Genomic DNA, 21,287 nt, shown 5'->3' on the forward strand with positions numbered 1-21,287 from the left:
AGTCAAGAATCTGGCTCCCTATACGCTGACGACTTATGAGGAAGCTCTCCGGGACTATTATTATCCTGTTATTGGAAACATGAAGCTCTCCAAGATCACGGCGGTGAACATTCAGAACGTCGTAAACGTTATGGTACGGAACGGAGCTGCCCCGGGAACGGTGCACCGGGCATTTTATGTTGTGAGCGGAATTCTGCAGAAGGCATATAAGTGGGGGCTTATACAGGAAAATGTTGCAAAACGATGCGAGCTTCCGAAGGCGGTTCAAAAAGAAATACGGTTCTGGACTGCAGAGCAGGCACAGGAATTTCTGAAAGCATTGACTCTGACCTACCATCACTCAGTAAAGGGAAAAGAAAGAATTCTTGGATCGTCAGGGAAAACATATACGGTGGATGACTATACCCGGTCTTATACAATCCGCAGAGTCTGGAGAGAGTTTTTCAACCTGGAGCTGCATACCGGAATGAGACGAGGAGAATTATGCGGACTTCGCTGGTGTGATGTCGACTTTGAGAAGAAGACGGTTTCTGTAAGGCAGGTGATCTCAAGGCTCGGAAACGGCGAAGGGCTGACTGTGAAGGAACCTAAGACGAAGTCTTCTGTCAGAACCATCGCTGTATCAAAAGACGTCATTGAATCACTTAAGTCATGGCGCCGGGAACAGATGCAGACGTGTATGCAGATGGGGAACTACTGGGAGGGTCAGCGTGGGGAGATGTTTGACCAGAATTTCGTTTTTACCAGACCGGACTTAACGGGACGTCCTCTTCATCCGGATTCCGTCAGCCATAAGTTCCATGAGATCATCCAGGCATATAACGAGGAATATCATGGAAACATCCCGGACATCAATTTTCATGGGACCCGTCATACATCCGCGACCCTGCTGATCTCAGAAGGTCTGGACGTCGTCGAGGTCAGCCACCGCCTTGGGCATTCAAAGACATCCACTACGGAGGACATATACGCTCACCAACTCGAGAAGGTGGACGAACATGCAGCAGAAGTACTGGATTCGATTCTGAATAAAAGTCTGTGACAGAAAAACAGCCTGGCCAATAACAAATATTGACCAGGCTGTGGCTTACTGCGTTACAGCTGCAATGATAGTTGCAGCGATACCAATTAGCAGGATCAGTGGAAGAAAAAATGCCATCCCCAACAGGGATACCACGATCATCCCAATCACCGCGTAGCCAATCAGACTGAATATTGCGCCGAGAATCCTCCCACTGATTCTGAATAGAAATCCGGTAAATCTGAAAAACAGAAACAACAAAAGAATCATCAACAGGATGCCCATATCATCACCTCCGAATCTGGTGGGCATATGTCTTTATGGACAAGTATATGATAAGTGATGTCGCAGATTGGCAACATATGTGAAACTGCGAAATAACGCAGGCTATTTCGCATCCCAGACAGAAAAAGAGATGCCCGGCCGGTATTATCGCTGATGGGCTCTTGCCAATATGAAATGTGATATTGAAATCTGCATAGGTAGATTTCATATCGATACTGCAGAATGCAGTATCTGTTGACATATGGTAGAATATTGACAGGCAGTTGGGAAGAGTAGATTTGCCTGATTGGAGGACAATACCGTGGCTCGCGTGTCAACAAAAGAGAACAAGAATATATATCAGCAGCTCAGAGAAGCCCAGAAATGGTCCAGGGAGAAGGCCAGTGAGGAAATGGAGGGTATCCAGGCTGACCGTATTGAGAGAATCGAAAGCGGAAAGTCTATTGCCCATCCAGATGAAGTGGTCATCATGGCAGAAAAGTACAAGGCTCCCCAGCTCTGTAATTATTATTGCGCTAACGAATGTGAAATCGGGAAGCAGTATGTTCCTGAAGTCAAGATGAAAGAACTTACACAGATTGTCCTTGAAATGCTTTCCTTTTTGAATTCAGCGAAAAAGAAGCAAGAGCGCCTGATCGAGATTACGGCAGATGGGCAGATTGAAGAGGATGAAATTGAGGATTTCATAGATATTCAGGATGGACTTGAGAAGATGTCCCTGACGGTGGAATCGCTCAGGCTCTGGTCTGAAAAGATGCTTGCCGAGGGGAAAATCGACATAGCTGCCTACAATCAGGCAAAGGCAAAAAGAAAAGATAGATAACTACAGAAATCAAGAACCATGAAGGTACAACGCACTCCGGGAAACCGGGGTGCTTTTTTGCGTTTATAGCGGAAATAGCCATGTTTATTCCGCATATCCAAATATGTTAGAACAAGTTCAATGGAGATATAGTTTAACCATCAAAGGAAACAAGAAAGATCTTTCAAGGGAAGTAATCAAACATTGGAGGGAACGTTATGGATAAATCTGTTAAAGCTATCATCTTCATTCTTATCGCACTGTATGTGATTTCACCGGTAGATGCAGTACCTGGTCCGCTCGATGACATCCTCGTAATGCTGATGGGTTACGCAGCAAACAAGAGATTGTCAGCCCGGGAGAACTGATAAGCCAGACGGAGATGGCCCCGGGTTTGGACGATAACCCGGGGGCCTCCGAAAGTTTGGAGGTAATGACAATGACAGTGCAGGAAAGGATTCAGATGATCCGGATACTGGATCTGATCACAAAGCAGCCTGAAACAGCCAGAAAGATTGGGGTCAGTGGGCATATGAAAATCTGCAGCACCGCGACCAAGAATGGGAGAACAGAAGAGTATGCGAAGAATTTTTATGGACTTGGAAATGCAGCCAATCCAAGATAAGGAAATACGCAGGATATACCGCTCGGAGGTTATAGAAATCGGAGCTGTGATGCTGGATGATGGCGGCAAAGAGATTAGCTGTTTCCGACAGTATGTGAGACCATCCTATTCAAATCGTTTATCCAACACAATTCGTGATTTGACAGGAATTACAGATGGAAAATTGTCTGGTGCACGTAAGTTTCAGGAAGTGATTGAAGAATTTGCATCGTGGTGTCTGAAGTACGGGACCGATGTAGAAGTTTATGCTTGGAGCGACAGCGATCTTATTCAGATCACATCAGAAATCAGCCTGAAGCAGATCATACCATCCGCTAACATCAGCTACCTTCTTGAACACTGGGTGGATTTTCAGCATGAGTATGACGAACTGATTAGGGCAGAAGAACCGCAAGGACTTGACCATGCACTGTCCATTTCAGGAATCTCCTTTTCAGGAAGGAAACATGACGCCTTGTATGATGCTAGAAATACAGCGAACTTGTATATGGCAACAAGGGATAAAGAAGAGTATCTTCAGAGTTTATCGCAGATCAGAGATGAAACAGAGGCTACTTTCAGTAATCTTTGTATTGCAGACATGATTAACCTGGATGCACTGAAGCAGGTCATAGCATAGCAAGAAATGCACAGATCACCTAATCGGCCCTTCAACGGGTGAGAAAGAACAATATTGTGAATATGAGAGTAAGGCTAACAGTTGCGCAAATAGGATAGGAGAATCATAATGGGATTATCAGCTAGAAGGTTAGGAGAAATGGTGGATGTTTCTTCTCAGGTGATGAACGGAATATTAAAAGAACGCGGGTATCTTTCTGGAGAAATGGGCAACTATAATGTAACTGAGAAAGGGAGAAAAATTGTAATAGAAAAGGGATGGGATAACGGGTATGGGGGATACGCCAGACGCGGTTATAACTATTTAGAATGGCCTGATAATATTTTAGAGGAACTGAATATTACACCGGAACTTGTAGAAAAAGTAAAAAATGATTTGTCCGAGCAGAGACGGCAAAAGCGAATGGAAGCTGAACTTTCTGCAGAAGAGAACTTTCGTAAGTTCATGGAGCAGAAAAACAAGAGCAGTATGAATAGGGCGTCTATACCCAAGACTGATACTTCAGATAATAAACTGGGATACCTTGCTGTTGCTGGAGTGATTGGAGCTAGTGTATATGGTCTGGTAAAACTGGTCAAATATATGATAGATGAATAAAAACAGGCATACGACTAAGAAATACCGAGAAGGAGATGGGCGGTATGGATGTTATGAAACATAGGAGGTCATTAGGCAACCTTGCAAGTTTTTGCTATTTTATAGCAGGATATTCATTAGAAGGGGTGTTTGTACTATTGACTTTTCTTATTGGATATAAAATGAAGATAGGCGAGTTGTTTAAGTTGGCATTTTCTGCCTCTCCTTATATCAACGTGTTATGTATTTATATCTTGATATCTGTTGTTATTTTTCCGATTTCCTTCATCGGTCATATGGCGGTTGAAACCCGACTTTACTACATGGGAGGGTTCGTTGACTATCCTAAAGCAATGGCTGTTGTTGCAGATATTATGTACAAATTGCAGACACTATGTTGGAAGCCATATAAAGGAATAGATATACGGTGGCTCTTTACACTTTCCAGTCAATCATCTCATGACCGAAGAGTGAACGTAAGAAGATGGATTCCAAAGTTTCTTGAAACAGTCCTTTGGTGGGGAATTATTGCAGGGATCATTTATTCAATAAAGACATCCGACGTCAACTATATTACTTTAGCACTGAGCAAAACCCAAAACAAGGAAAAGGCAATTGTACTTGGTGCGTCACTTGCAATTACCATAGTAGCGAGCATTATCTTTGGCATCTATTCGATCATATAAAAGTAGGAATATTGTACAGGAATAGTGAGCGAAGAAAGAGAAAAAATTGGAGTGGGTCAAAGCCGAGATGCTGCAGGTCGTGCGGTGGACCATACCCATTGTGCAAAGACGGCTGTGCAATCTTTGATGACGAATAAGGAGGCACACGGTGCAGAAAACGTGCCTAACATTTGCCCAACAACCTGATAAAAATGGTGCTGTGTTGGGCAAGGTTGTGACGTGATGCTGGCGCGAGAAACCTTGATTTTAAGCCAAATCTGGCGCTAGGAGAGGTGCCGGAAATGGCCTCGGAGTTCCTTGGTAATGTGGAGGTCACCAGTTCGATTCTGGTCAGCAGCTTTTTTATTTCATGCAGGGAAATGAAGGCTGGTGCAATTGGTGCGCCGGTCTTTTTTCAATCAATGGAATGTATGGTACTTCGGCTGAACTGTTAAATAGAGCAATTGCTCGGAGATCAGAGATATGAAGAGAGGAAACAGAAAAAGATATCTGGGATATCTTTCATTCGCTCTTCTTTTTGTACTCATTTCCTATGAATTTCATTCGGCTGCAAACCAAGCCTCGAATCTCGAGTTTCCGGATGCCGCGGCTCGTGCCGTGCTGAGGGGCGTCGCAGAAGATGAGATCTTGCCCATCAGACTTCCGGAAAAGATATCGATCCGGGTCGATGCCAGTACTGGCTGGGAACACTGGAGCAGGAAAGAGGCAAGGGTTCTTTTTACAGTGCCGTTTGTCTTCATCCTGTGCCGTTTTCTCTTCACAATTCTGACCGTTTCGATCCGCAGAAGATTTGAATCACCCAATTTGCCCTTCAGAAGGGTACTCAGCTATATCCAGAGGCAGGACGGGAAAGGACCAGGAAGGCTCACTTTTTACTGATGCAAATATATACATTGCAAATTGTAGAAAGTGAGGATTTCTATGTTTACTTTTATTGCACTTTTTCTGCTGTTTATTGTTGTCCTTCCTGGGTTCTACGCACTGCTTGTTCATCTGAGAGATCTGCGCGAAAAAGCGCAGGATGCTGCGGCAGCGCATGTGAAAGCGTGACCGGTATGGCGCAGAACCTGATCATTGCAGGCGCCCTAGTGTTCTGGGGCATTGTTCTTGTCTGGATGTGGCTGAGAACAAGAGGGAACTGAATATAGGTGAGAAGAGACTCGGAAGACCTTATGGCCTTGCCGGGTCTCTTTTTGAATGATCAAAACTACATTCAGCTACATTCAACTACAATTCAAAATTTCAGCTACATTCAGCTACATAATCTGCTGGTTGCTAGCAGGTGCGGAATCTGATGATAGGTAAAGATATTTGCATTATTGAGATGGTTTCGTGAAAAGCACCAATGAATTAGTGTGGACACATGACCATATATTGCTAAATTGACAATAAACCTCTCAAATTACTATTATGTTGGTGAAACAAGTAAGACGAGAGAGGATAGAAGATGAAGTTGCCATCGACAGATGATAAGAAGATTACAAGAAAAGATATCGCTGAGATGGCAGGAGTTTCTGTCTCTGTAGTATCACGAGCGTTGAATAATAGTGGGTATGTTGAACAGGGGAAAAAGCAGAAGATTCTAAGCCTTGCGAAACAGTATGGGTATACACCGCATCCAGTTGCAATGACACTCCAGCAAGTGAGAAGCCGGCAGATTCTGTTTTTTTGCAAGGATATGCAAAACCCATTCAATGTTGATTTGTACTATGGAATGATTGAGGCCGCTCAGTTACGTGGATATCTGGTATTGTTCAATGCCGCTATCAATTTTGACCGAATCAGGGACATCATGGTTGATGGAATTATATTACAAAATGACAGGCTTGCTTCGATTTACGCGGAGCAGTATGGGAAAAATTATTTTCTTCCGGTGGTAGCGGCCAGCTTCGGTAATCAGGAGAAAAATGCAGTCAGCATTCCGATTGTTGAATTCGATATGTATGAAGCCTGTATCCGTGCCATTGAGTATTTAAGAAAAAACGGACATCGGAATATCGCTTACGCTGGACCGTATCCACGAACAGACAATAATGCGAGAAGCATCGCATGGCAGAATACAATGCGGAATGTGTTTAAGGACCGCCTGTACGATTATTTCTATGGAATCCATTACAGCGAGCTTGGACCAATGGAGGAGCTGAAAAAATTCCGAGCAGATTATATGAACCCTTTTTCAGTTGAGGAGACTTATTTTGAAAAGGGGAAAATCGCTGCAAACCTCATTGTTCAGAGAAATACAGATGCGACAGCAGTCATCTGCTTCAATGATGAAATGGCATTTGGTATGATCGCACAACTGCAGAGAATGGGTGTACGGGTGCCGGACGACATATCGGTTGTCAGCTTTGACTGTACCAACCAAAGAGATGCCCATTACCCGACACTTACAGATATCGGTGTGAACCCGAGATATCAGGGCGAACGGCTGGCTAATTTATTAATCGATAAAATAGAACGCAAAAAGATCGCATATATTTCTAAACTTCCAATCAAGGTATTTCCGGGGGATAGTGTAAAAAATAGAAATGCACTTGTGTAATCAGGATATTCAGGTGGCTTGGCCAGTCACCAGAATCGGCATTGCATACAGCTGGTGCAATGCCGGACATATTGTATCAATGAAAGTGAGGAGAAAATAACATGAAGAATTCAAACAGGTACTTTGCGCTGGGAATGTCAGTTCTCATGGTCGCAGGCATGGCAAATGCGGCAGTTGCGTTTGCAGGAGATTCTACAGAAGCATCGACTGAGGCTGCATCTGAACAGCTGAAAGGAGATCCGGATATCTCTGCAGATATAGTTGTAGGGGGATGGCCTTCCGGAGATGATGCCTTTAAGGCAGCTCTGCCAGGGTTCAATAAGCTTTATCCGAATATTAACGTAGAGTTTCAGTTTACGGATACAACATCCTATCATCAGAATCTGGCAACTTCTCTGGCAGCGGGTTCCGGAGCGCCGGATGTAGCAATGGTTGAAGGTGCGTATGTTGCCCAGTACAGGAATTCTTCTGCACTTGAAGACCTGAACGAACTGGGAGCGGCGGATTACAAGGATGACTTTGTGTCCTTTAAGTGGGATCAGTGTGTATCGGATGACGGGAAGAAGATGGAACTGATTCCATGGGATATCGGACCGGCGACACTGTTCTATCGGACAGATATATTTGAAAAAGCAGGCCTTCCGACTGACCCGGAAGAAGTCGATCAGCTTCTTTCTACATGGGATGGTGTGATAAAAGCGGCGGAGACTGTCAAGGATAAGACAGACGCATGGTTTGTCCCGGATGTTGCATACTTCTATCAGCTGCTTTTCCAGAACAGGGATTATTACGACAAAAAGCTGAATCTGAAGCTTGAACGGGATGGAGATATTGACTGTTTGAATGCCATGATCAAGATGCGTGAAGAGGGGCTGGACATGAATGTCGACATGTGGTCGACGGAAGCCTATGCAGCATATGCGGACGGAACTATCGCCTGTGTTGCTTCCGGAGCGTGGTTTGGCGGATTCCTGAAAACAGATATTGACCCGAATGGGGCAGGGCATTGGGCTGTGTGCAATCTGCCCGCGGGGATTGGTGTCAAGAACTGGGGCGGTTCCTTCCTTGCAATCCCGAGTCAGAGCAAGAATAAGGAAGCTGCCTGGGATTTCATTCAGTATATGCTTTGCACAGCGGAAGGTCAGAACACGATGTTCCAGGCAGTAGACTACTTCCCGGCATATACTCCTGCATACGGGGATCCGATTTATGATGAGGAGGATCCGTATTTTGGTGGAGAAAAGACGAAAGCACTTTGGGTAGAACTTGCCAAGCAGCTAGTCCCGGTTTACACAACACAGATGGATGTAACAGCAGAAGGACAGATTCTTACGACGGTCAACCAGGGACTTCAGGAAGGACTTGATGCGGAGGGAATCCGTGATCTGCTTGGAAAGAATATTGAGGATGCAACTGCAGAGCTCAAAAAGCAGCAGATTCAGACACTGAAGGACGCAGGCGTCTGGGATGGCGACTGATTCTTCTGCAAAAAAGCTGGAGAGTGACAATATCAGATGAAACGGGCTGGGCTGCGTTCAGTCCAGCCCGTTTTTTGCTTACGATCAGCTTGTTGATTGCTGATAATTGATCAGAATTTGACTCTCGAATAATCGATATGTTCCTGTGATGAGTATCCGTCTGACCAGGATAAAGGAAGGAGGGAAAAAGGGCATGAAGGAATTAAAGAAATATCGAGTTGCTTATCTCTATATTGCGCCGTTTTTTATCTTGTTTGGTATTTTCGGACTATTTCCAATTGTGTATGGACTATATCTGAGCTTCTTCCGCTGGGATGGAATGACTCAGATGCATTTCATCGGGATTGAAAATTATATCAGTATATTCAAGGACGTTCTGTTCTGGAGAGCGCTTAAAAATACACTTGTGATCGGAATCATTGCGCACATCCCGATCCTGCTCGGGGGACTTGCACTTGCCTTTATTCTGAATTCAAAACTCATCAAGGGCGAGAATATTTTCAAAACCATCTATTTTATGCCAATGGTGACATCTGCAGTTGCCATATCAATCGTTTTTCAGCAGATGTTCGGCAACAATTATGGCGTTATCAACTATTTTAATGTCCTGCTTGGTGGAAACAAGATTAACTGGCTGGGCGGAGATGGAAGCCTGATCAAGGTTGCGGTTATTGTGATGTTTGCCTGGAAATGGGTTGGATGGAATATGGTCATATACCTGGCAGGAATGCAGGGAATCAGCAGTGACATATATGAGGCGGCATCCATAGACGGAGCTAGTCAGACACAGGTTTTATTCAAGATTTGTATTCCACTGCTGAAGCCGATCATTATCTTTACGGTGATACAGTCGACGATCGGAATGTTTAATCTCTTTACGGAACCGTTTATCCTGACCAATCAGAACTGGAATGGCGGAACCAATAACGGCGGATTGACACTGATGATGTACTTGCTCAACAAGGCGCCGCAGGGTGGAACACTGTATGGATATGCTTCTGCTGTTGCATATATCATAACAATGATGATCGTGCTGATTTCGATTCTTGTTAATAAAGGGACAACCGATAAGAGCGATCCTGATTATATTGCACATCAGGATATGAAGCGCATGAGAAGAGAGCGCCGCAGGGCTGCAAGGCAGAAAGGAGCAGCTGGCGTATGAGAATGCTATTATTGTTCGCGGCGATTGCCGTAATACTTATTCTGATACGAAAATTTGTTCCTCGTGGGAAAAAGATTGCGTTATATGCAGTACTGATCATTGTGGCATTGATCATGCTTCTTCCTTTTTATATGATGTTCGTCATGTCAACTCATACAACATCGGAAATATTCCATTTCCCGCCGTATATGACATTTGGAAAAAGCCTGATTGCGAACTTCAAGAGCATGAATGAGCAGGTCAATTTCATGAGGTCATTTATGAACAGCTGCATTGTAACGGTTTCTTATGTGGCTTTGGTATTGTTTTTCTGCTCCATCGCTGGATACGCATTTGCCGTCTATGATTTTCCCGGAAGAAATACGCTCTTTGCAATTCTTCTGGGAACGATGATGATCCCGGCAACGGCCGGTGTGATTCCATGGTACATTATGATGAGCAGATTCCATTGGATTGATACATTCTGGGCGCTGATTGTTCCGAATTGTGCGAATGCATTTGGAATCTACTGGATGAGGCAGTATTGCAAAAATAACATCCCAGTCGCTTTGGTAGAAGCAGCCAGGATAGATGGATGTCCGGAAGTCTTTATTTTCTTCCGTGTGATTGCACCGATTCTGAAACCGGCCTATGCGGCACTTGGAATTATGAATTTTGTAAATGTATGGAATGACTTTATGCAGCCCATGATGGTGCTGAAATCTCCCAAAATGCAGACACTCCCGCTTTTGCTCAGGGGGATGGTCGGAGATCGAGGGACGGACTACGGTGCAATGATGCTGGCAAGTACGTGTGCGGTCTTGCCAATCCTAATTGCATTTCTTTGTGCGTCAAAGTACTTTATGTCTGGTCTAACCGCAGGGGCAGTGAAAGAATAACAGTTTATGAGTGAGAACAGGAGGAAAACCAACATGAGTTATCTGCTGAATGGTGATCGCATCATCATGGGAACGGATTACTACCCGGAGCACTGGGATGAGCGACTGTGGGGACAGGATCTGGACAGGATGCACGAGACGGGCATCGAAGTCATCCGGGTGGCAGAATTTTCCTGGAATGTATTCGAACCAGCGGAGGGAGAATACTCTTATGACTTCTTTGACAGATTCCTGGATCTGTGCGAAGAGAAGAACATGAAGGTGATTTTCTGCACGCCGACGGCGACACCGCCGGCGTGGATGACGGATAAGTATCCGGAAGTTCTGAATGCGCGCCAGGATGGTGTGCTTTACCGGCACGGTGCGAGAAGACATTATAACTATAATTCTGTTATCTATCAGCGATTCACACGGAACATCGTAGAGCGGCTTGGCGCTCACTATGCAAAGCGGGCATGCATCATCGGCTGGCAGCTTGACAATGAAATCAACTGTGAGAAAAATGAATTTTACTCGGAAAGTGATACGCTGGCCTTCCGTGAGTTTTTGAAAGCGAAGTATGGAAGCATTCGGAATCTGAACAAAGCCTGGGGAACGGCGTTCTGGAATCAGACCTACACGGCCTGGGGGGAAGTGTATGTGCCGAGGACGACGTTGAGCAATAACACGAATCCCCATGAGGTGCTGGACTACAAACGCTTCGTATCGGACTCTGCATGCCGCTGGGCAAAGCTTCAGAGTGACATTCTCCGGAAATATGTGAAGCCAGGTGATTTCATCACGACAAACGGATTATTCGCGGATCTGGACAACCACCGGATGACGCGCGACAGTCTGGATTTTATGACGTATGATTCCTACCCGAATATGGCATATGGCATCCATTCACACTTCACTGCTTTGACAACACTTAAGGATCGGATCTGGGGGCTGAACTTGGATGAGGTGCGTGCGCTGAAGGGGACGTTTGGCATCATGGAGCAGCAGTCCGGCGCAAATGGCTGGAACACGGGGATGGAAGCGCCGACTCCTAGACCCGGTCAGATCACGCTGTGGACGATGCAGAGCATTGCACATGGGGCGGACTATATTAGTTATTTCCGCTGGCGGACAAGCACGATGGGGACAGAGATCTACTGGCATGGCATCCTGGATTATTCCGGAAGGGAGAATCGCAGAATCCGCGAGGTTCGGGAGATTCATGACAAGTTCGTCAGAATGTCTGAATTGGCCGGGACGCAGTATGAGGCAAAGGTCGGCATCATTGAAACCTACGACAATAAGTTCGATGCGGAACTCGACGAGTGGCACGGGGCCCTCGACCGAATGAGCATGAATGGGCTGTATGCGGCCTCCCAGCATACGCATACTCCTGTCGATCTGATCTATCTGCCGTCGGAAGAGTCAGATACGTCCGAGGCGGATGATCGCGAAGTTGTGGAGAAGCTGAGCCAGCATCGGGTTGTCTTCTATCCGCATGCGGTGATCCTGACAGAGCGCCAGGTCCGGATTCTGACAGCCTACGTCGAACAGGGGGGAACGCTGGTGTTCGGCTGCCGCGCAGGGCTGAAGGATCCGACCGGGAAATGCGTACAGCAGAATCTCCCGGGACTCGCTGCAAAGCTGACTGGCGCAGATGTCACGGAGTTCACCCTGACTGCTGCGGATGAAGGCATGATTCATGCAGACTGGGATGGGACATCTGTGGAGGTGCCGGTATTCAATGATGAGCTTCAGCCGCTGGAAGGAGCAAAGGCAGTAGGAACTTACAAGAATTCTTACTATACAGGGACGCCTGCACTGATTGAAAACAGCGTCGGAAAGGGAAAGGTTTACTATTTCGGAGGCTGCTTCTCAGAACAGACGGCGGCTGTATTCTTTGAAAAGCTGGATGTGATCGAATCTTATAAGGATCTTGTGGAAGCTCCGTCGGGCTGTGAGATTGCACTTCGAACCGGGAAGAACCGTCCGGGGTATCTGTTCGTCCTGAACTATGAGAAGACACCGCAGCTGATCCAGATTAAAAGAAAGTCGGTCGATCTGTATACAGGGGAGGAGCTGGAAGGAGAAAGACTGCTGGCCCCATATGAGACGCTGGTACTGAAGGTCTGACAGGATCATCTGACAGAGAACCAACAACATTGTCGAAAGAAGGCATATCCTCAGATTTGAGGATGTGTCTTCTTTATTTTGGATACAAAATAGACACGATTTCAGAGTATGATCGTTTTCTGACAGGCCGATTGTTTATTTGGAGAGGGTTTCCATATGGATATGGCGATTTTGAATTTTATACAGAACCATCTGAGAAGTACAGTCGGGGATCATCTGTTTCCGGCCATCACCGCGCTCGGGAATGCAGGACTGGTCTGGCTGGTGCTGGCGGTAGTTTTACTGATTCTCCCGAGAACAAGAAAGCTGGGGCTTGTCGTGACGGCGGCGCTTGTCCTGGAGGCGATTCCCTGTAACCTCATTCTGAAACCGCTGGTCGCAAGAGCTCGTCCGTTCGCGGTCAATCCGGCTGTAGAGCTGCTGATTGCGAAGCCGACTGATTTCTCGTTCCCGTCCGGGCATACCAGCGCTTCTTTTGCCGTTGTCTCTGCCTTGTTTTTCAGGAAAGAGAGACTGTGGATACCGGCAGGGATTCTGGCAGCTCTGATTGCTTTCTCACGGCTGTATCTGTATGTACACTATCCGACTGATGTGCTGGCCGGGGCGCTGATCGGGATACTGGCCGGGTGGATCGCCGTGAGAGGGGCGGACGCCATACAAGTCAGAAGACACGCTGAAATCTGATCTGCTCATCCGGCCCGGACAGACCGGAAACAGATGAGGAAGAGCACCTCAGGAATGACCAGATTCAGCGATTGCCTGTTCGATGTCGATGCCGCAGGTGTCCTGGATGCCGTCAGAGAACACGCTGAGGAGCGCACTGGTCTTCTGACCATACATAATACCGAGGCTGAGCGCCGCGAAGATGAAGTTGCTGTCTGAATCGACCCAGAGCGCATAGGGCTGATGGGTGTCATCGTCCTTGTCCCCGCCTGACACCGTCGGGTCACCGTAGGCAAGCGTACACTGGCTGGTCAGATCCAGAAAGGCATCCTGGTCCATGAAAAATTCATAGACGCCGCCGGTCAGTTTTTTCTTTTCAAACACGTAAAAAGAAGTGGCATCGTACCCGCCGATCGAGTATCCCTTGATGCCGAGAGTGGTGATGCCACTCTTTTCAAGAGCGGCCTTACCGGTGAGAGACCGGCCGGAGGCATCAATCCCTTTCAGTGAATAATCAATGGTATTCTCCATGTCAGGCAGGATGACCTCTTTGCGGATGTCTTCTTCAGAGGTTCCCCATGGAAATCCGTGAAAGGAAGTAATCGAAAGCTTCCCATCCGGACTAGTATCTTCTGCATCCACGCGGGATTCGGCTGTCTCTGTCTCCTCCTCGGTGCTTTCCTGAGCAGCCAGTTTTCCGGCTTCTTTTTCCTGGTTTTCGTAGTAATCTTCTGCACTGTCACCCCGTTTTGCGATCTCTTCACTCACTCTCTTTGAATAATCCTCGAAAGCCTGATCGTCCGCAAGAGCAGGAAGCGAGTAGACAGAGCAAAGAAGGAGCGTCGCGGATAAGGCTGCGACGAAAATCTGGTTTTTCAAAAGACACCTCCACAACTGGACTGAACATTGTCCGGAAACAATATCAGGCGTCCAGCAGATGGTCCTTGTCTGCCTGTTCTGCATCATTGACATATGCCTGAAGCGTTCCGAAATTTCCTTTATATATAATTTGAAGCAGACGGTCGAGATGCCTCAGTGCTGCCTGGAGCTGATCCGGCGTGATCAGGCTGTCCCGCTGGGCGTCTGCCAGTTCATCAAGATCCACAACCCGCACCTGACCGTCCGGGTAGACGATAACATCCGCAAGAAGATCGGTGAAAATGTATGTGTCGATCTCTTCTTCCTGTGAGAAGCTGGTCTCAATGATGTCGCAGTACCAGGAAATCAGCTGGTCTTCGTGGTCATAGAACTTGCTGACCTTGATGCCTCGTTCCGGAAAATAGCACGAATATCCATGGGACAGTGTCTTCTTCGGGTGGAGTGTTTTCCACTTCGTGATGATGGTCTCATTGTCGCGGTGCAGCAGAATGTCGTCCTTTAACAAAATACACTCGGACGGGATGATGCGCCTTCTGTATAGCCTCAGACCTTCCATGATCGTTCCCTTTCCACGCTCGGGCGTTGCAATTTGAACTTTGCTTCATTCTATCCTTAGGAATTTGAATTGTAAATACAGCTTTATACATTTATAGAAGTGGCTTGAATTGGCTTGAAAAACAGACTGAAATGGACAGCTGAAATTCCTGAACAATAGTTTATTAAAATACTTAACCAGTAAAGAATTAATGAATAATAAATAAACTAATAATTTGTAGAATATCAACGAAATTGTGCATATAGCACAAATAATGTTTAAATATACGAAAATATGTGATATGATTCATAACCATAACAAGCAATAAAAATTAATAGAAAGGGGAAGTTCAGTATTAATTAATTAATAAAAAGATTTACTAATCACATCATCACGCTAATAACAAGGAGATTACAGAATGAAAAAGAAAATTCAGAAAATGGCATCGTTATTTCTCGCTGCTGCTGTGGGAATGTCTATACTTGTAGAATGCAGCGCCAGCGATGCAAGTTCAGTTCTCGCTTCTTCTGAGTCTGTAATATCAGCTGAAACAGAGGGCGAAGAAGTATTGCCTGGTTCAACCCCAAGGAATGAGACGCTGTACTTTGCAGGACAGCAGTGGGGGACGATTAATGACTGGAATCCACTGTCATCGAATTCGAATAATTCAATGGGTGTTGCCCAGCAGGATATGGCTCGTGCGCTGGTTTACGAACCGATGTTTTTATATAACAACCTAGATGGGAAGTTATATCCGCTGCTTGGAAAAGAATGGTCATGGAATGATGATCAGACGGAGATGACAATCAAGCTCAACCCGGATGCTAAGTGGAGCGATGGAACGCCGGTTACGTCAGAGGATGTTGCTTATACGTTCGAGGTTCATAAGAAATATAACACAGGATTCGGAATCGATTACGCTGCATATATTGACACAATCGTGCCGAAGGACAGTAATACTGTCGTCATTAAGGCAAAGCTTGGCAAGGACGGAAAAGCGGTGAACCCGTTGAAGGTCCTTGACTATATTCCAAAGGTGTATGTGCTCCAGAAGGCGTACATTCAGAATGTTGAGAAACGGAATAATAATCAGGAAGACGGTGTCAAAACGGATAAGATGGAGGATTTTGTGTCGTCTGGTCCCTATACTGCCTACTATGATGACGATCAGAAGGTGGTTCTTGTCAGGGATGACAATTACTGGGGCCAAGCAGACTCTATGTGGGGCGCTCTACCGGCACCAAAATACATCGCTCATCCAATCTACAAGGACAATTCGGCTGGACAGATTGCCTTTTCCAAAGGCGAGATCGATATTGCCCAGATGTTTATTACAGACATTCAAAAGTTTTGGGAAGAGGACAATCTTCCGATTACTACATATCTCGATGAACCACCTTATGGCGTTGGCACCATGATCCCAACCTGCTTCTACAATACACGTATTTCCGGACTGGACCAGGTTGCGGTAAGAAAGGCAATCGCCATGGCGGTTGACTACGACCATATTATTGCGACGGCGATGTCGAACCAGTCGGCGACTTTCGAGCAAGTTCCGAGAAGCGTCATGAATACGACGGATGCAGAACAGGCTCTGGTAGATCAGGATCGTCTGAAGGATCTTCAGTTTGGCAATGATGTCGAGGCTGCCAAAAAGATTCTTGATGATGCCGGGATTACAGATCATGATGGAGACGGAATCCGTGAGTATGACGGCAAGAATCTTTCATTCACTGCTGAATGTCCGGACGGATGGACAGATTGGATGGCAGCTCTCGAGGATGTAGCCAAGGCAGGCCAGAATATCGGAATCGACATTCAAACGAATTACCCGGATACCAATACATTTACAGAAAACTATTCAACAGGGAATTTCGAGATCTGTATCAATAATGCAACCGGATCCTCCGTTTCTTGTCCATGGCAGCGTTGCATGGTGCTCATGTATTCTGGTTATGCGGATCTGAAAACAAATACGCTTGGAAACTGGAGCGGGTTTAAAAATAAGGAAGCAGATGAAATATTGGCTAAGATTCCGTATGAACAGGATCAGGCAAAACTGAAAGATTACTATACGCGGCTTAGTGAAATTTACTTGACAGAAGTACCTTCCTTCGCTCTCATGTACAGGCCGCAGGCTTTTTACAACGTTAACGAATCTGTATGGACAAACTACCCGATGAATGACGACGGAAACAATATTCCACCTACAGTGTGCACAGATGGTTATGGAATTGCCGGACTCTATCAGCTGCAGCTTGTGAAGTAATGATTGGGGAAGTCCGATCAGGGTAGACTGATCGGACTTCCTTTTAGATAGGAGGTTGCCATGAATGGGTACGGAAAGTATTTTGGAAAGAAAATTGGGTGGTATCTGGTCACTTTCCTCTTTGCAGTTGTGCTGAACTTTGCACTTCCCCGTATGATGCCAGGAGACCCGGTTGCTGGGATCGCGGCGCAGACGACGCAAGGTGTTACAAATACAGCGGCAGCTGAAAAAATATACAAGGAATATGCTGAAAAATTCGGTGTCGACAAGCCAGTTTATGTGCAGTTTCTAAAATGGGCAGGGAATGCGTTACGGGGGGATCTCGGCGTGTCGTTCAGCCAGTATCCCCGTCCAGTAGCAGATATATTGAAAAGCTCAATGGGGTGGACACTTTGCTTGCAGCTACCGGCTATTCTGATCGGCTGGCTTCTTGGAAACATGCTCGGAGCAATCGCTGCCTATGTAAAGAAGGGATTTGATAAGATCATTCTTCCGGTGTTCCTGTTTATCAGTAATATTCCGGCATTCGGAATGGCCGTTATTCTGCTGTTCATCTTTTCTCTCAGACTTGGCTGGTTCCCCTCAAGTGGAGGGTACGGATATGATTTGATACCGAATTTCAGCTGGACATTCATTCGCTCAGTTGTAGCGCATTATCAGCTTCCATTCTGGTCGATTGTCCTTACGACGATCGGGGCACAGGCGATTGGCATGCGTTCGATGGCAATTTATGAACTGAATGCAGACTATGTGAAGTACAGCCGTTTCCTGGGCATTCACGACAGAAAGATCGTCAGATATGTATTCAGGAATGCCATGCTTCCTCAAATTACAGGGTTGGCAATGTCGCTCGGAACCATGATGGGTGGTGCCTTGGTTTCGGAAATAGTATTCAGCTATCCGGGAATCGGAACGACGATGATGGCTGCGATCAAGGGCCAGGATTATCCGCTTCTATCAGCATGTACACTGATTATTACGCTGATGGTTCTGGTGGCAAACCTGGTGGTAGAAATCCTGTACGGGCTGATTGATCCCCGTATCAAAGCATCGCAGATGGACTAGGAGAAAAATGATGAATACGATCAGACAAGTATTTCGGTCAGCTAAGTTCGTAACCGGGTTCGTAATTTTCATAGCAATTATACTTTTGACGATTCTGTTTCCCTTGTTCATTACTTATGATCCATTAGACGTTGTGGGAAACGGAAATTTTTACCCGCCTGGAACTTATATATCCCAAAAAGATACCATTAAGGCAAATCCCTATGAGTTGCGCATTGCTTTGAAACAGTCGAATGTCGGAGATTCGTTGAAAACAGACGAATTGGATAAAATAAAAGAATGGCTGACGCAATACGGTGGTATGGGGAAAAGTGAAGTTCAGGACGCAGATGCGGAATCTTTAATTGTCATGTGGACAGACAAGTATAATCCCTCAAAGAGATTCAGGGGGATGCTCGCGTCAGAACAGAAATATTATAAGAGGTTGAACCAAAAGCTCACAGAATTATTAACGGATAAAGATATTATTATTGCTGAACAGGATGAAAATAACGAACTGAAAGAAAAATCAAAAGTCAAGTCAAGTGATTTTGTAAATTTGAAAGAAATAAGCAATAAGCGGACGCTGGTTTTAGGAACGGATAATTTTGGGAGAGACGTCCTAAGGGAGCTTGTTTCCGCGACAACGACTTCACTCAGAATTGGTCTCATTGCGGGTGTCGTTGCCACGGCGATCGGTCTGACACTGGGATTGCTTGCCGGCTACCTGGGAGGGTTTATTGATGATTTGATTCTCTTTATCACGAACCTTTTTACGGTTATTCCTTCCTTCGTACTGTTGATTCTCATATCCTACAGTGTCGGACAAAAACAAAGGGGAGTTGGATTGGTCGCCCTGATCATCGGAATCACATCCTGGACATGGACAACCAGGGCGGTACGCTCACAGGTTATCTCACTAAGAAACAGAGATCATGTGAATCTTTCCAAGCTATCTGGGCATAGTTCGTTCAAAATTATCATGACAGATATTCTGCCCTACATTGCGTCTTATGTCGTGATGGCATTTATCCTGCAGGTTTCCTCTGGAATTCTTTCGGAGGCTCAGCTTTCCATGCTGGGGCTTGGACCTGCGACAACCAGTACAGCAACGCTTGGGCTGATGATGAACTGGGCAATGCTGTATTCTGCACATCTGAATGGCTCATGGTGGGCATACTTTCCGGTTCTTTTCATGATTGCGATGATTTCATTTTCACTGAATTTGATGAATACAGGTCTAGATCAGGTTTTTAATCCCCAGCTGAGGGATTAAAAGGAGGGGACGAATGGAAACGTACATGCTGGAGGTTCAAGACCTTCGTACAAAATATGTAACCCGCTTCCGGGAGAATGTTTATGCTGTTGATGGAGTTTCACTCAAGATCAAGGAAGGAAAGTCAATTGGAATTGCTGGGGAGTCCGGATGCGGAAAATCAACGCTGGCTCTGAGCCTGATGGGGTATTATTTCCCACCGCTTCATTATATCAGCGGGGATATCATCATCGACGGAAAGAATATTTCTAAGCTTAAACCAGATACAATTCGAAAGAGAATCTTGGGAAAGGAGATTGCATATATTCCCCAGGCAGCAATGAACGCACTGAACCCTACGCAGAAAATCATACGGTTTATCGAGGATGTCATCCACGCGCATCATCCGGACGCAACGAAGAAGGACATCTATGACATTGCCTGTGAACGGTTTGAAATCCTTGGACTGCCCAGAAGCGTGCTGGAGAAACATGCAGTTGAATTGTCCGGTGGCATGAAGCAACGTACGGTTATTGCGATCTCTACGATTCTGTCCCCAAAGGTGCTGATCGCTGATGAGCCATCGTCTGCGCTCGATGTAACCAGCCAGAAGATGGTAATCAAGATGCTCCGCGAGCTTATGGAAAAAGAGTATATCAAGGTGATGATTTTTATTACGCATGAGCTTCCCCTGTTATACAACGTGACAGACGATATCTTGGTTATGTATGCGGGTCAGATTGTGGAGTCTGGAACTGCAAAACAGATGGTGTTCGATCCACTTCATCCATATTCAAAAGGGTTGATGGGATCTATTATCGTTCCGGAGGAAGGTGTCAGAGACCACCAACTGACAGCAATCCCGGGGACTCCGCCCAGCTTGAAGAACCCCCCGAAGGGGTGTCGGTTTGCACCTCGATGTCCTTATGCCGCCCCGGTTTGCTCTTCCATGGAAGTGCCGGATATTGAACTGCCAAATGGAAGACATTACCGCTGCCTGATGTCGGAAAGAAAGATTCGGGAGGTATAAGAATGAGTGAACTAGGGGCTTCCTGCCTGAGTGGAAGGGGTGTAACAAAGGTCTTTGGTATAGGGAAAACTGTTACGGTTGCAGTAGACCATGTGGATTTTGATTTTCGGGAAGGGCAGATCATCTCGATTGTGGGAGAGTCTGGAAGCGGGAAGACCACATTTTCAAAAATGCTGCTGGGCCTGATCAGCATGACGGAAGGAGAAATATCCTTCCAGGGTAAACCGCGTGTTTTAAAGACGTGTGCGCAGAAAAGAAAGTACTGGAAGGATATCCAAGCTATTTTTCAGGATCCGTTTGCTTCTTATAATTCATTCAGAAAAGTGGATTCTGTACTACTGGACTGTATCAATATGCGGGACGGAAAAGCACTCCCGCAAAAGAAAAAAGAAGAAATGATGACGGAAGCCTGCAGCTTCGTGAATCTAAAATATGAGGAGCTGACGAACAAGTATCCGTTTGAATTATCGGGTGGGCAGATGCAGCGACTTATGATCGCGAGGATCTTTTTGTTAAAGCCGAAGATTCTTCTGGCAGATGAACCAACGTCGATGGTGGACGCCTGCTCCAGGGCGACGATTCTGGATATGCTCTTAAAGCTGAGAAGTGAAGTGAATATGACGATTATATTCATCACACATGATATCGGGCTGGCTTATTATGTGTCGGATCAGGTCTATATCATGGAGCATGGAAAGTTTGTCGAACGAGGCAATGCAGAGAATGTGATCCTTCACCCGCAGGCGGAATATACAAAACGGCTGATCAGCGATGTCCCTAAAATATATGGGAATTGGGATTTGACTACAGTGTAGATGGAGGA

Annotated in this window: 23 protein-coding genes; 20 read left to right on the forward strand and 3 right to left on the reverse strand. The window is 45.9% G+C overall.

Annotated elements, in window-relative coordinates; translation table 11 throughout:
- Nucleotides 1-1,042 (forward strand): tyrosine-type recombinase/integrase (locus tag FYJ35_RS05790; RefSeq protein WP_154524477.1); only part of this gene is annotated, 1,042 nt, incomplete at its 5' end.
- A 45-nt stretch (nucleotides 1,043-1,087) separates the two neighbouring features.
- Here FYJ35_RS05790 and FYJ35_RS05795 read toward each other — a convergent pair.
- A complete protein-coding gene (locus FYJ35_RS05795; protein ID WP_154524479.1) occupies nucleotides 1,088-1,306 on the reverse strand; it encodes a hypothetical protein in 219 nt (72 codons plus the stop codon).
- 301 nt (nucleotides 1,307-1,607) lie between these two features.
- On the opposite strand from FYJ35_RS05795, the gene FYJ35_RS05800 reads away from it, so the two are divergent.
- The 14 genes from FYJ35_RS05800 (at nucleotide 1,608) to FYJ35_RS05855 (ending at nucleotide 13,473) form a co-directional block, all read left to right on the forward strand.
- Nucleotides 1,608-2,129 (forward strand): helix-turn-helix domain-containing protein, encoded by a 522-nt coding sequence (locus tag FYJ35_RS05800; RefSeq protein ID WP_328597050.1) that lies wholly within the window; start codon nucleotides 1,608-1,610, stop codon nucleotides 2,127-2,129.
- A gap of 197 nt (nucleotides 2,130-2,326) precedes the next feature.
- Nucleotides 2,327-2,476, forward strand: a complete 150-nt coding sequence (locus tag FYJ35_RS14395; RefSeq protein ID WP_205839733.1) for a hypothetical protein — start codon at nucleotides 2,327-2,329, stop codon at nucleotides 2,474-2,476.
- Between the two features lie 71 nt (nucleotides 2,477-2,547).
- Nucleotides 2,548-2,733 carry a hypothetical protein gene (locus FYJ35_RS05805; RefSeq protein ID WP_154524483.1) on the forward strand — a complete coding sequence of 62 codons (186 nt, stop codon included), beginning with the start codon at nucleotides 2,548-2,550 and terminating at the stop codon, nucleotides 2,731-2,733.
- Entirely contained in the window at nucleotides 2,702-3,352 is a 651-nt protein-coding gene (locus FYJ35_RS05810; RefSeq protein ID WP_205839734.1) for a 3'-5' exonuclease, read from the forward strand. Before FYJ35_RS05805 ends, FYJ35_RS05810 begins: the two co-directional genes overlap by 32 nt.
- Before the next feature lie 108 nt (nucleotides 3,353-3,460).
- Nucleotides 3,461-3,949: a hypothetical protein gene (locus tag FYJ35_RS05815; protein WP_154524487.1), complete on the forward strand. Its 489-nt coding sequence runs from the start codon at nucleotides 3,461-3,463 to the stop codon at nucleotides 3,947-3,949.
- 44 nt (nucleotides 3,950-3,993) lie between these two features.
- Nucleotides 3,994-4,614 (forward strand): hypothetical protein, encoded by a 621-nt coding sequence (locus tag FYJ35_RS05820; protein WP_154524489.1) that lies wholly within the window; start codon nucleotides 3,994-3,996, stop codon nucleotides 4,612-4,614.
- A gap of 462 nt (nucleotides 4,615-5,076) precedes the next feature.
- Nucleotides 5,077-5,493 carry a hypothetical protein gene (locus tag FYJ35_RS05825; protein ID WP_154524491.1) on the forward strand — a complete coding sequence of 139 codons (417 nt, stop codon included), beginning with the start codon at nucleotides 5,077-5,079 and terminating at the stop codon, nucleotides 5,491-5,493.
- Nucleotides 5,494-5,535: 42 nt separating this feature from the next.
- Nucleotides 5,536-5,664, forward strand: a complete 129-nt coding sequence (locus FYJ35_RS14825; protein ID WP_268892531.1) for a hypothetical protein — start codon at nucleotides 5,536-5,538, stop codon at nucleotides 5,662-5,664.
- 397 nt (nucleotides 5,665-6,061) lie between these two features.
- A complete protein-coding gene (locus tag FYJ35_RS05830) occupies nucleotides 6,062-7,156 on the forward strand; it encodes a LacI family DNA-binding transcriptional regulator (protein WP_154524493.1) in 1,095 nt (364 codons plus the stop codon).
- Between the two features lie 101 nt (nucleotides 7,157-7,257).
- Nucleotides 7,258-8,634 carry an extracellular solute-binding protein gene (locus FYJ35_RS05835; protein ID WP_154524495.1) on the forward strand — a complete coding sequence of 459 codons (1,377 nt, stop codon included), beginning with the start codon at nucleotides 7,258-7,260 and terminating at the stop codon, nucleotides 8,632-8,634.
- 193 nt (nucleotides 8,635-8,827) lie between these two features.
- A complete protein-coding gene (locus tag FYJ35_RS05840; protein ID WP_235906414.1) occupies nucleotides 8,828-9,799 on the forward strand; it encodes a carbohydrate ABC transporter permease in 972 nt (323 codons plus the stop codon).
- 260 nt (nucleotides 9,800-10,059) lie between these two features.
- A complete protein-coding gene (locus FYJ35_RS05845) occupies nucleotides 10,060-10,677 on the forward strand; it encodes a carbohydrate ABC transporter permease (RefSeq protein ID WP_235906416.1) in 618 nt (205 codons plus the stop codon).
- 33 nt (nucleotides 10,678-10,710) lie between these two features.
- Complete coding sequence (locus FYJ35_RS05850; protein WP_154524499.1) at nucleotides 10,711-12,789, forward strand: beta-galactosidase; 2,079 nt, start codon at nucleotides 10,711-10,713, stop codon at nucleotides 12,787-12,789.
- 156 nt (nucleotides 12,790-12,945) lie between these two features.
- On the forward strand, nucleotides 12,946-13,473 hold the full coding sequence (locus tag FYJ35_RS05855; RefSeq protein WP_154524501.1) for a phosphatase PAP2 family protein: 528 nt from the start codon (nucleotides 12,946-12,948) through the stop codon (nucleotides 13,471-13,473).
- 48 nt (nucleotides 13,474-13,521) lie between these two features.
- Here FYJ35_RS05855 and FYJ35_RS05860 read toward each other — a convergent pair whose 3' ends face one another.
- Nucleotides 13,522-14,331 (reverse strand): hypothetical protein, encoded by an 810-nt coding sequence (locus FYJ35_RS05860; RefSeq protein ID WP_154524503.1) that lies wholly within the window; start codon nucleotides 14,329-14,331, stop codon nucleotides 13,522-13,524.
- A 43-nt stretch (nucleotides 14,332-14,374) separates the two neighbouring features.
- Entirely contained in the window at nucleotides 14,375-14,887 is a 513-nt protein-coding gene (locus FYJ35_RS05865; RefSeq protein ID WP_154524505.1) for a DUF402 domain-containing protein, read from the reverse strand.
- A gap of 397 nt (nucleotides 14,888-15,284) precedes the next feature.
- On the opposite strand from FYJ35_RS05865, the gene FYJ35_RS05870 reads away from it, so the two are divergent.
- From FYJ35_RS05870 to FYJ35_RS05890, 5 genes are read left to right on the forward strand one after another with little or no spacing between them, the layout of a single operon-like run.
- Nucleotides 15,285-17,135 (forward strand): ABC transporter substrate-binding protein, encoded by a 1,851-nt coding sequence (locus FYJ35_RS05870; protein ID WP_154524507.1) that lies wholly within the window; start codon nucleotides 15,285-15,287, stop codon nucleotides 17,133-17,135.
- A 60-nt stretch (nucleotides 17,136-17,195) separates the two neighbouring features.
- Nucleotides 17,196-18,200, forward strand: a complete 1,005-nt coding sequence (locus tag FYJ35_RS05875; RefSeq protein ID WP_154524509.1) for an ABC transporter permease — start codon at nucleotides 17,196-17,198, stop codon at nucleotides 18,198-18,200.
- 7 nt (nucleotides 18,201-18,207) lie between these two features.
- Nucleotides 18,208-19,455 (forward strand): ABC transporter permease, encoded by a 1,248-nt coding sequence (locus FYJ35_RS05880; protein ID WP_154524511.1) that lies wholly within the window; start codon nucleotides 18,208-18,210, stop codon nucleotides 19,453-19,455.
- Between the two features lie 13 nt (nucleotides 19,456-19,468).
- Nucleotides 19,469-20,464 (forward strand): ABC transporter ATP-binding protein, encoded by a 996-nt coding sequence (locus tag FYJ35_RS05885; protein WP_205839735.1) that lies wholly within the window; start codon nucleotides 19,469-19,471, stop codon nucleotides 20,462-20,464.
- Nucleotides 20,465-20,466: 2 nt separating this feature from the next.
- Nucleotides 20,467-21,279 carry an ABC transporter ATP-binding protein gene (locus FYJ35_RS05890; RefSeq protein WP_154524513.1) on the forward strand — a complete coding sequence of 271 codons (813 nt, stop codon included), beginning with the start codon at nucleotides 20,467-20,469 and terminating at the stop codon, nucleotides 21,277-21,279.
- Nucleotides 21,280-21,287: the final 8 nt, after the last annotated feature.

This window comes from Porcincola intestinalis (genome assembly GCF_009696445.1).
In the GTDB taxonomy this organism is placed as follows: Bacteria; Bacillota; Clostridia; order Lachnospirales; family Lachnospiraceae; genus Porcincola; species Porcincola intestinalis.

Coding starts and splice junctions, on each gene's coding strand:
- FYJ35_RS05795 (WP_154524479.1), bottom strand. CDS start 1,306: ATGGGCATCCTGTTGATGATTCTTTTGTTGTTTCTGTTTTTCAGATTT.
- FYJ35_RS14395 (WP_205839733.1), top strand. CDS start 2,327: ATGGATAAATCTGTTAAAGCTATCATCTTCATTCTTATCGCACTGTAT.
- FYJ35_RS05805 (WP_154524483.1), top strand. CDS start 2,548: ATGACAGTGCAGGAAAGGATTCAGATGATCCGGATACTGGATCTGATC.
- FYJ35_RS05810 (WP_205839734.1), top strand. CDS start 2,702: ATGGACTTGGAAATGCAGCCAATCCAAGATAAGGAAATACGCAGGATA.
- FYJ35_RS05815 (WP_154524487.1), top strand. CDS start 3,461: ATGGGATTATCAGCTAGAAGGTTAGGAGAAATGGTGGATGTTTCTTCT.
- FYJ35_RS05820 (WP_154524489.1), top strand. CDS start 3,994: ATGGATGTTATGAAACATAGGAGGTCATTAGGCAACCTTGCAAGTTTT.
- FYJ35_RS05825 (WP_154524491.1), top strand. CDS start 5,077: ATGAAGAGAGGAAACAGAAAAAGATATCTGGGATATCTTTCATTCGCT.
- FYJ35_RS14825 (WP_268892531.1), top strand. CDS start 5,536: ATGTTTACTTTTATTGCACTTTTTCTGCTGTTTATTGTTGTCCTTCCT.
- FYJ35_RS05830 (WP_154524493.1), top strand. CDS start 6,062: ATGAAGTTGCCATCGACAGATGATAAGAAGATTACAAGAAAAGATATC.
- FYJ35_RS05835 (WP_154524495.1), top strand. CDS start 7,258: ATGAAGAATTCAAACAGGTACTTTGCGCTGGGAATGTCAGTTCTCATG.
- FYJ35_RS05840 (WP_235906414.1), top strand. CDS start 8,828: ATGAAGGAATTAAAGAAATATCGAGTTGCTTATCTCTATATTGCGCCG.
- FYJ35_RS05845 (WP_235906416.1), top strand. CDS start 10,060: ATGAACAGCTGCATTGTAACGGTTTCTTATGTGGCTTTGGTATTGTTT.
- FYJ35_RS05850 (WP_154524499.1), top strand. CDS start 10,711: ATGAGTTATCTGCTGAATGGTGATCGCATCATCATGGGAACGGATTAC.
- FYJ35_RS05855 (WP_154524501.1), top strand. CDS start 12,946: ATGGATATGGCGATTTTGAATTTTATACAGAACCATCTGAGAAGTACA.
- FYJ35_RS05865 (WP_154524505.1), bottom strand. CDS start 14,887: ATGGAAGGTCTGAGGCTATACAGAAGGCGCATCATCCCGTCCGAGTGT.
- FYJ35_RS05870 (WP_154524507.1), top strand. CDS start 15,285: ATGAAAAAGAAAATTCAGAAAATGGCATCGTTATTTCTCGCTGCTGCT.
- FYJ35_RS05875 (WP_154524509.1), top strand. CDS start 17,196: ATGAATGGGTACGGAAAGTATTTTGGAAAGAAAATTGGGTGGTATCTG.
- FYJ35_RS05880 (WP_154524511.1), top strand. CDS start 18,208: ATGATGAATACGATCAGACAAGTATTTCGGTCAGCTAAGTTCGTAACC.
- FYJ35_RS05885 (WP_205839735.1), top strand. CDS start 19,469: ATGGAAACGTACATGCTGGAGGTTCAAGACCTTCGTACAAAATATGTA.
- FYJ35_RS05890 (WP_154524513.1), top strand. CDS start 20,467: ATGAGTGAACTAGGGGCTTCCTGCCTGAGTGGAAGGGGTGTAACAAAG.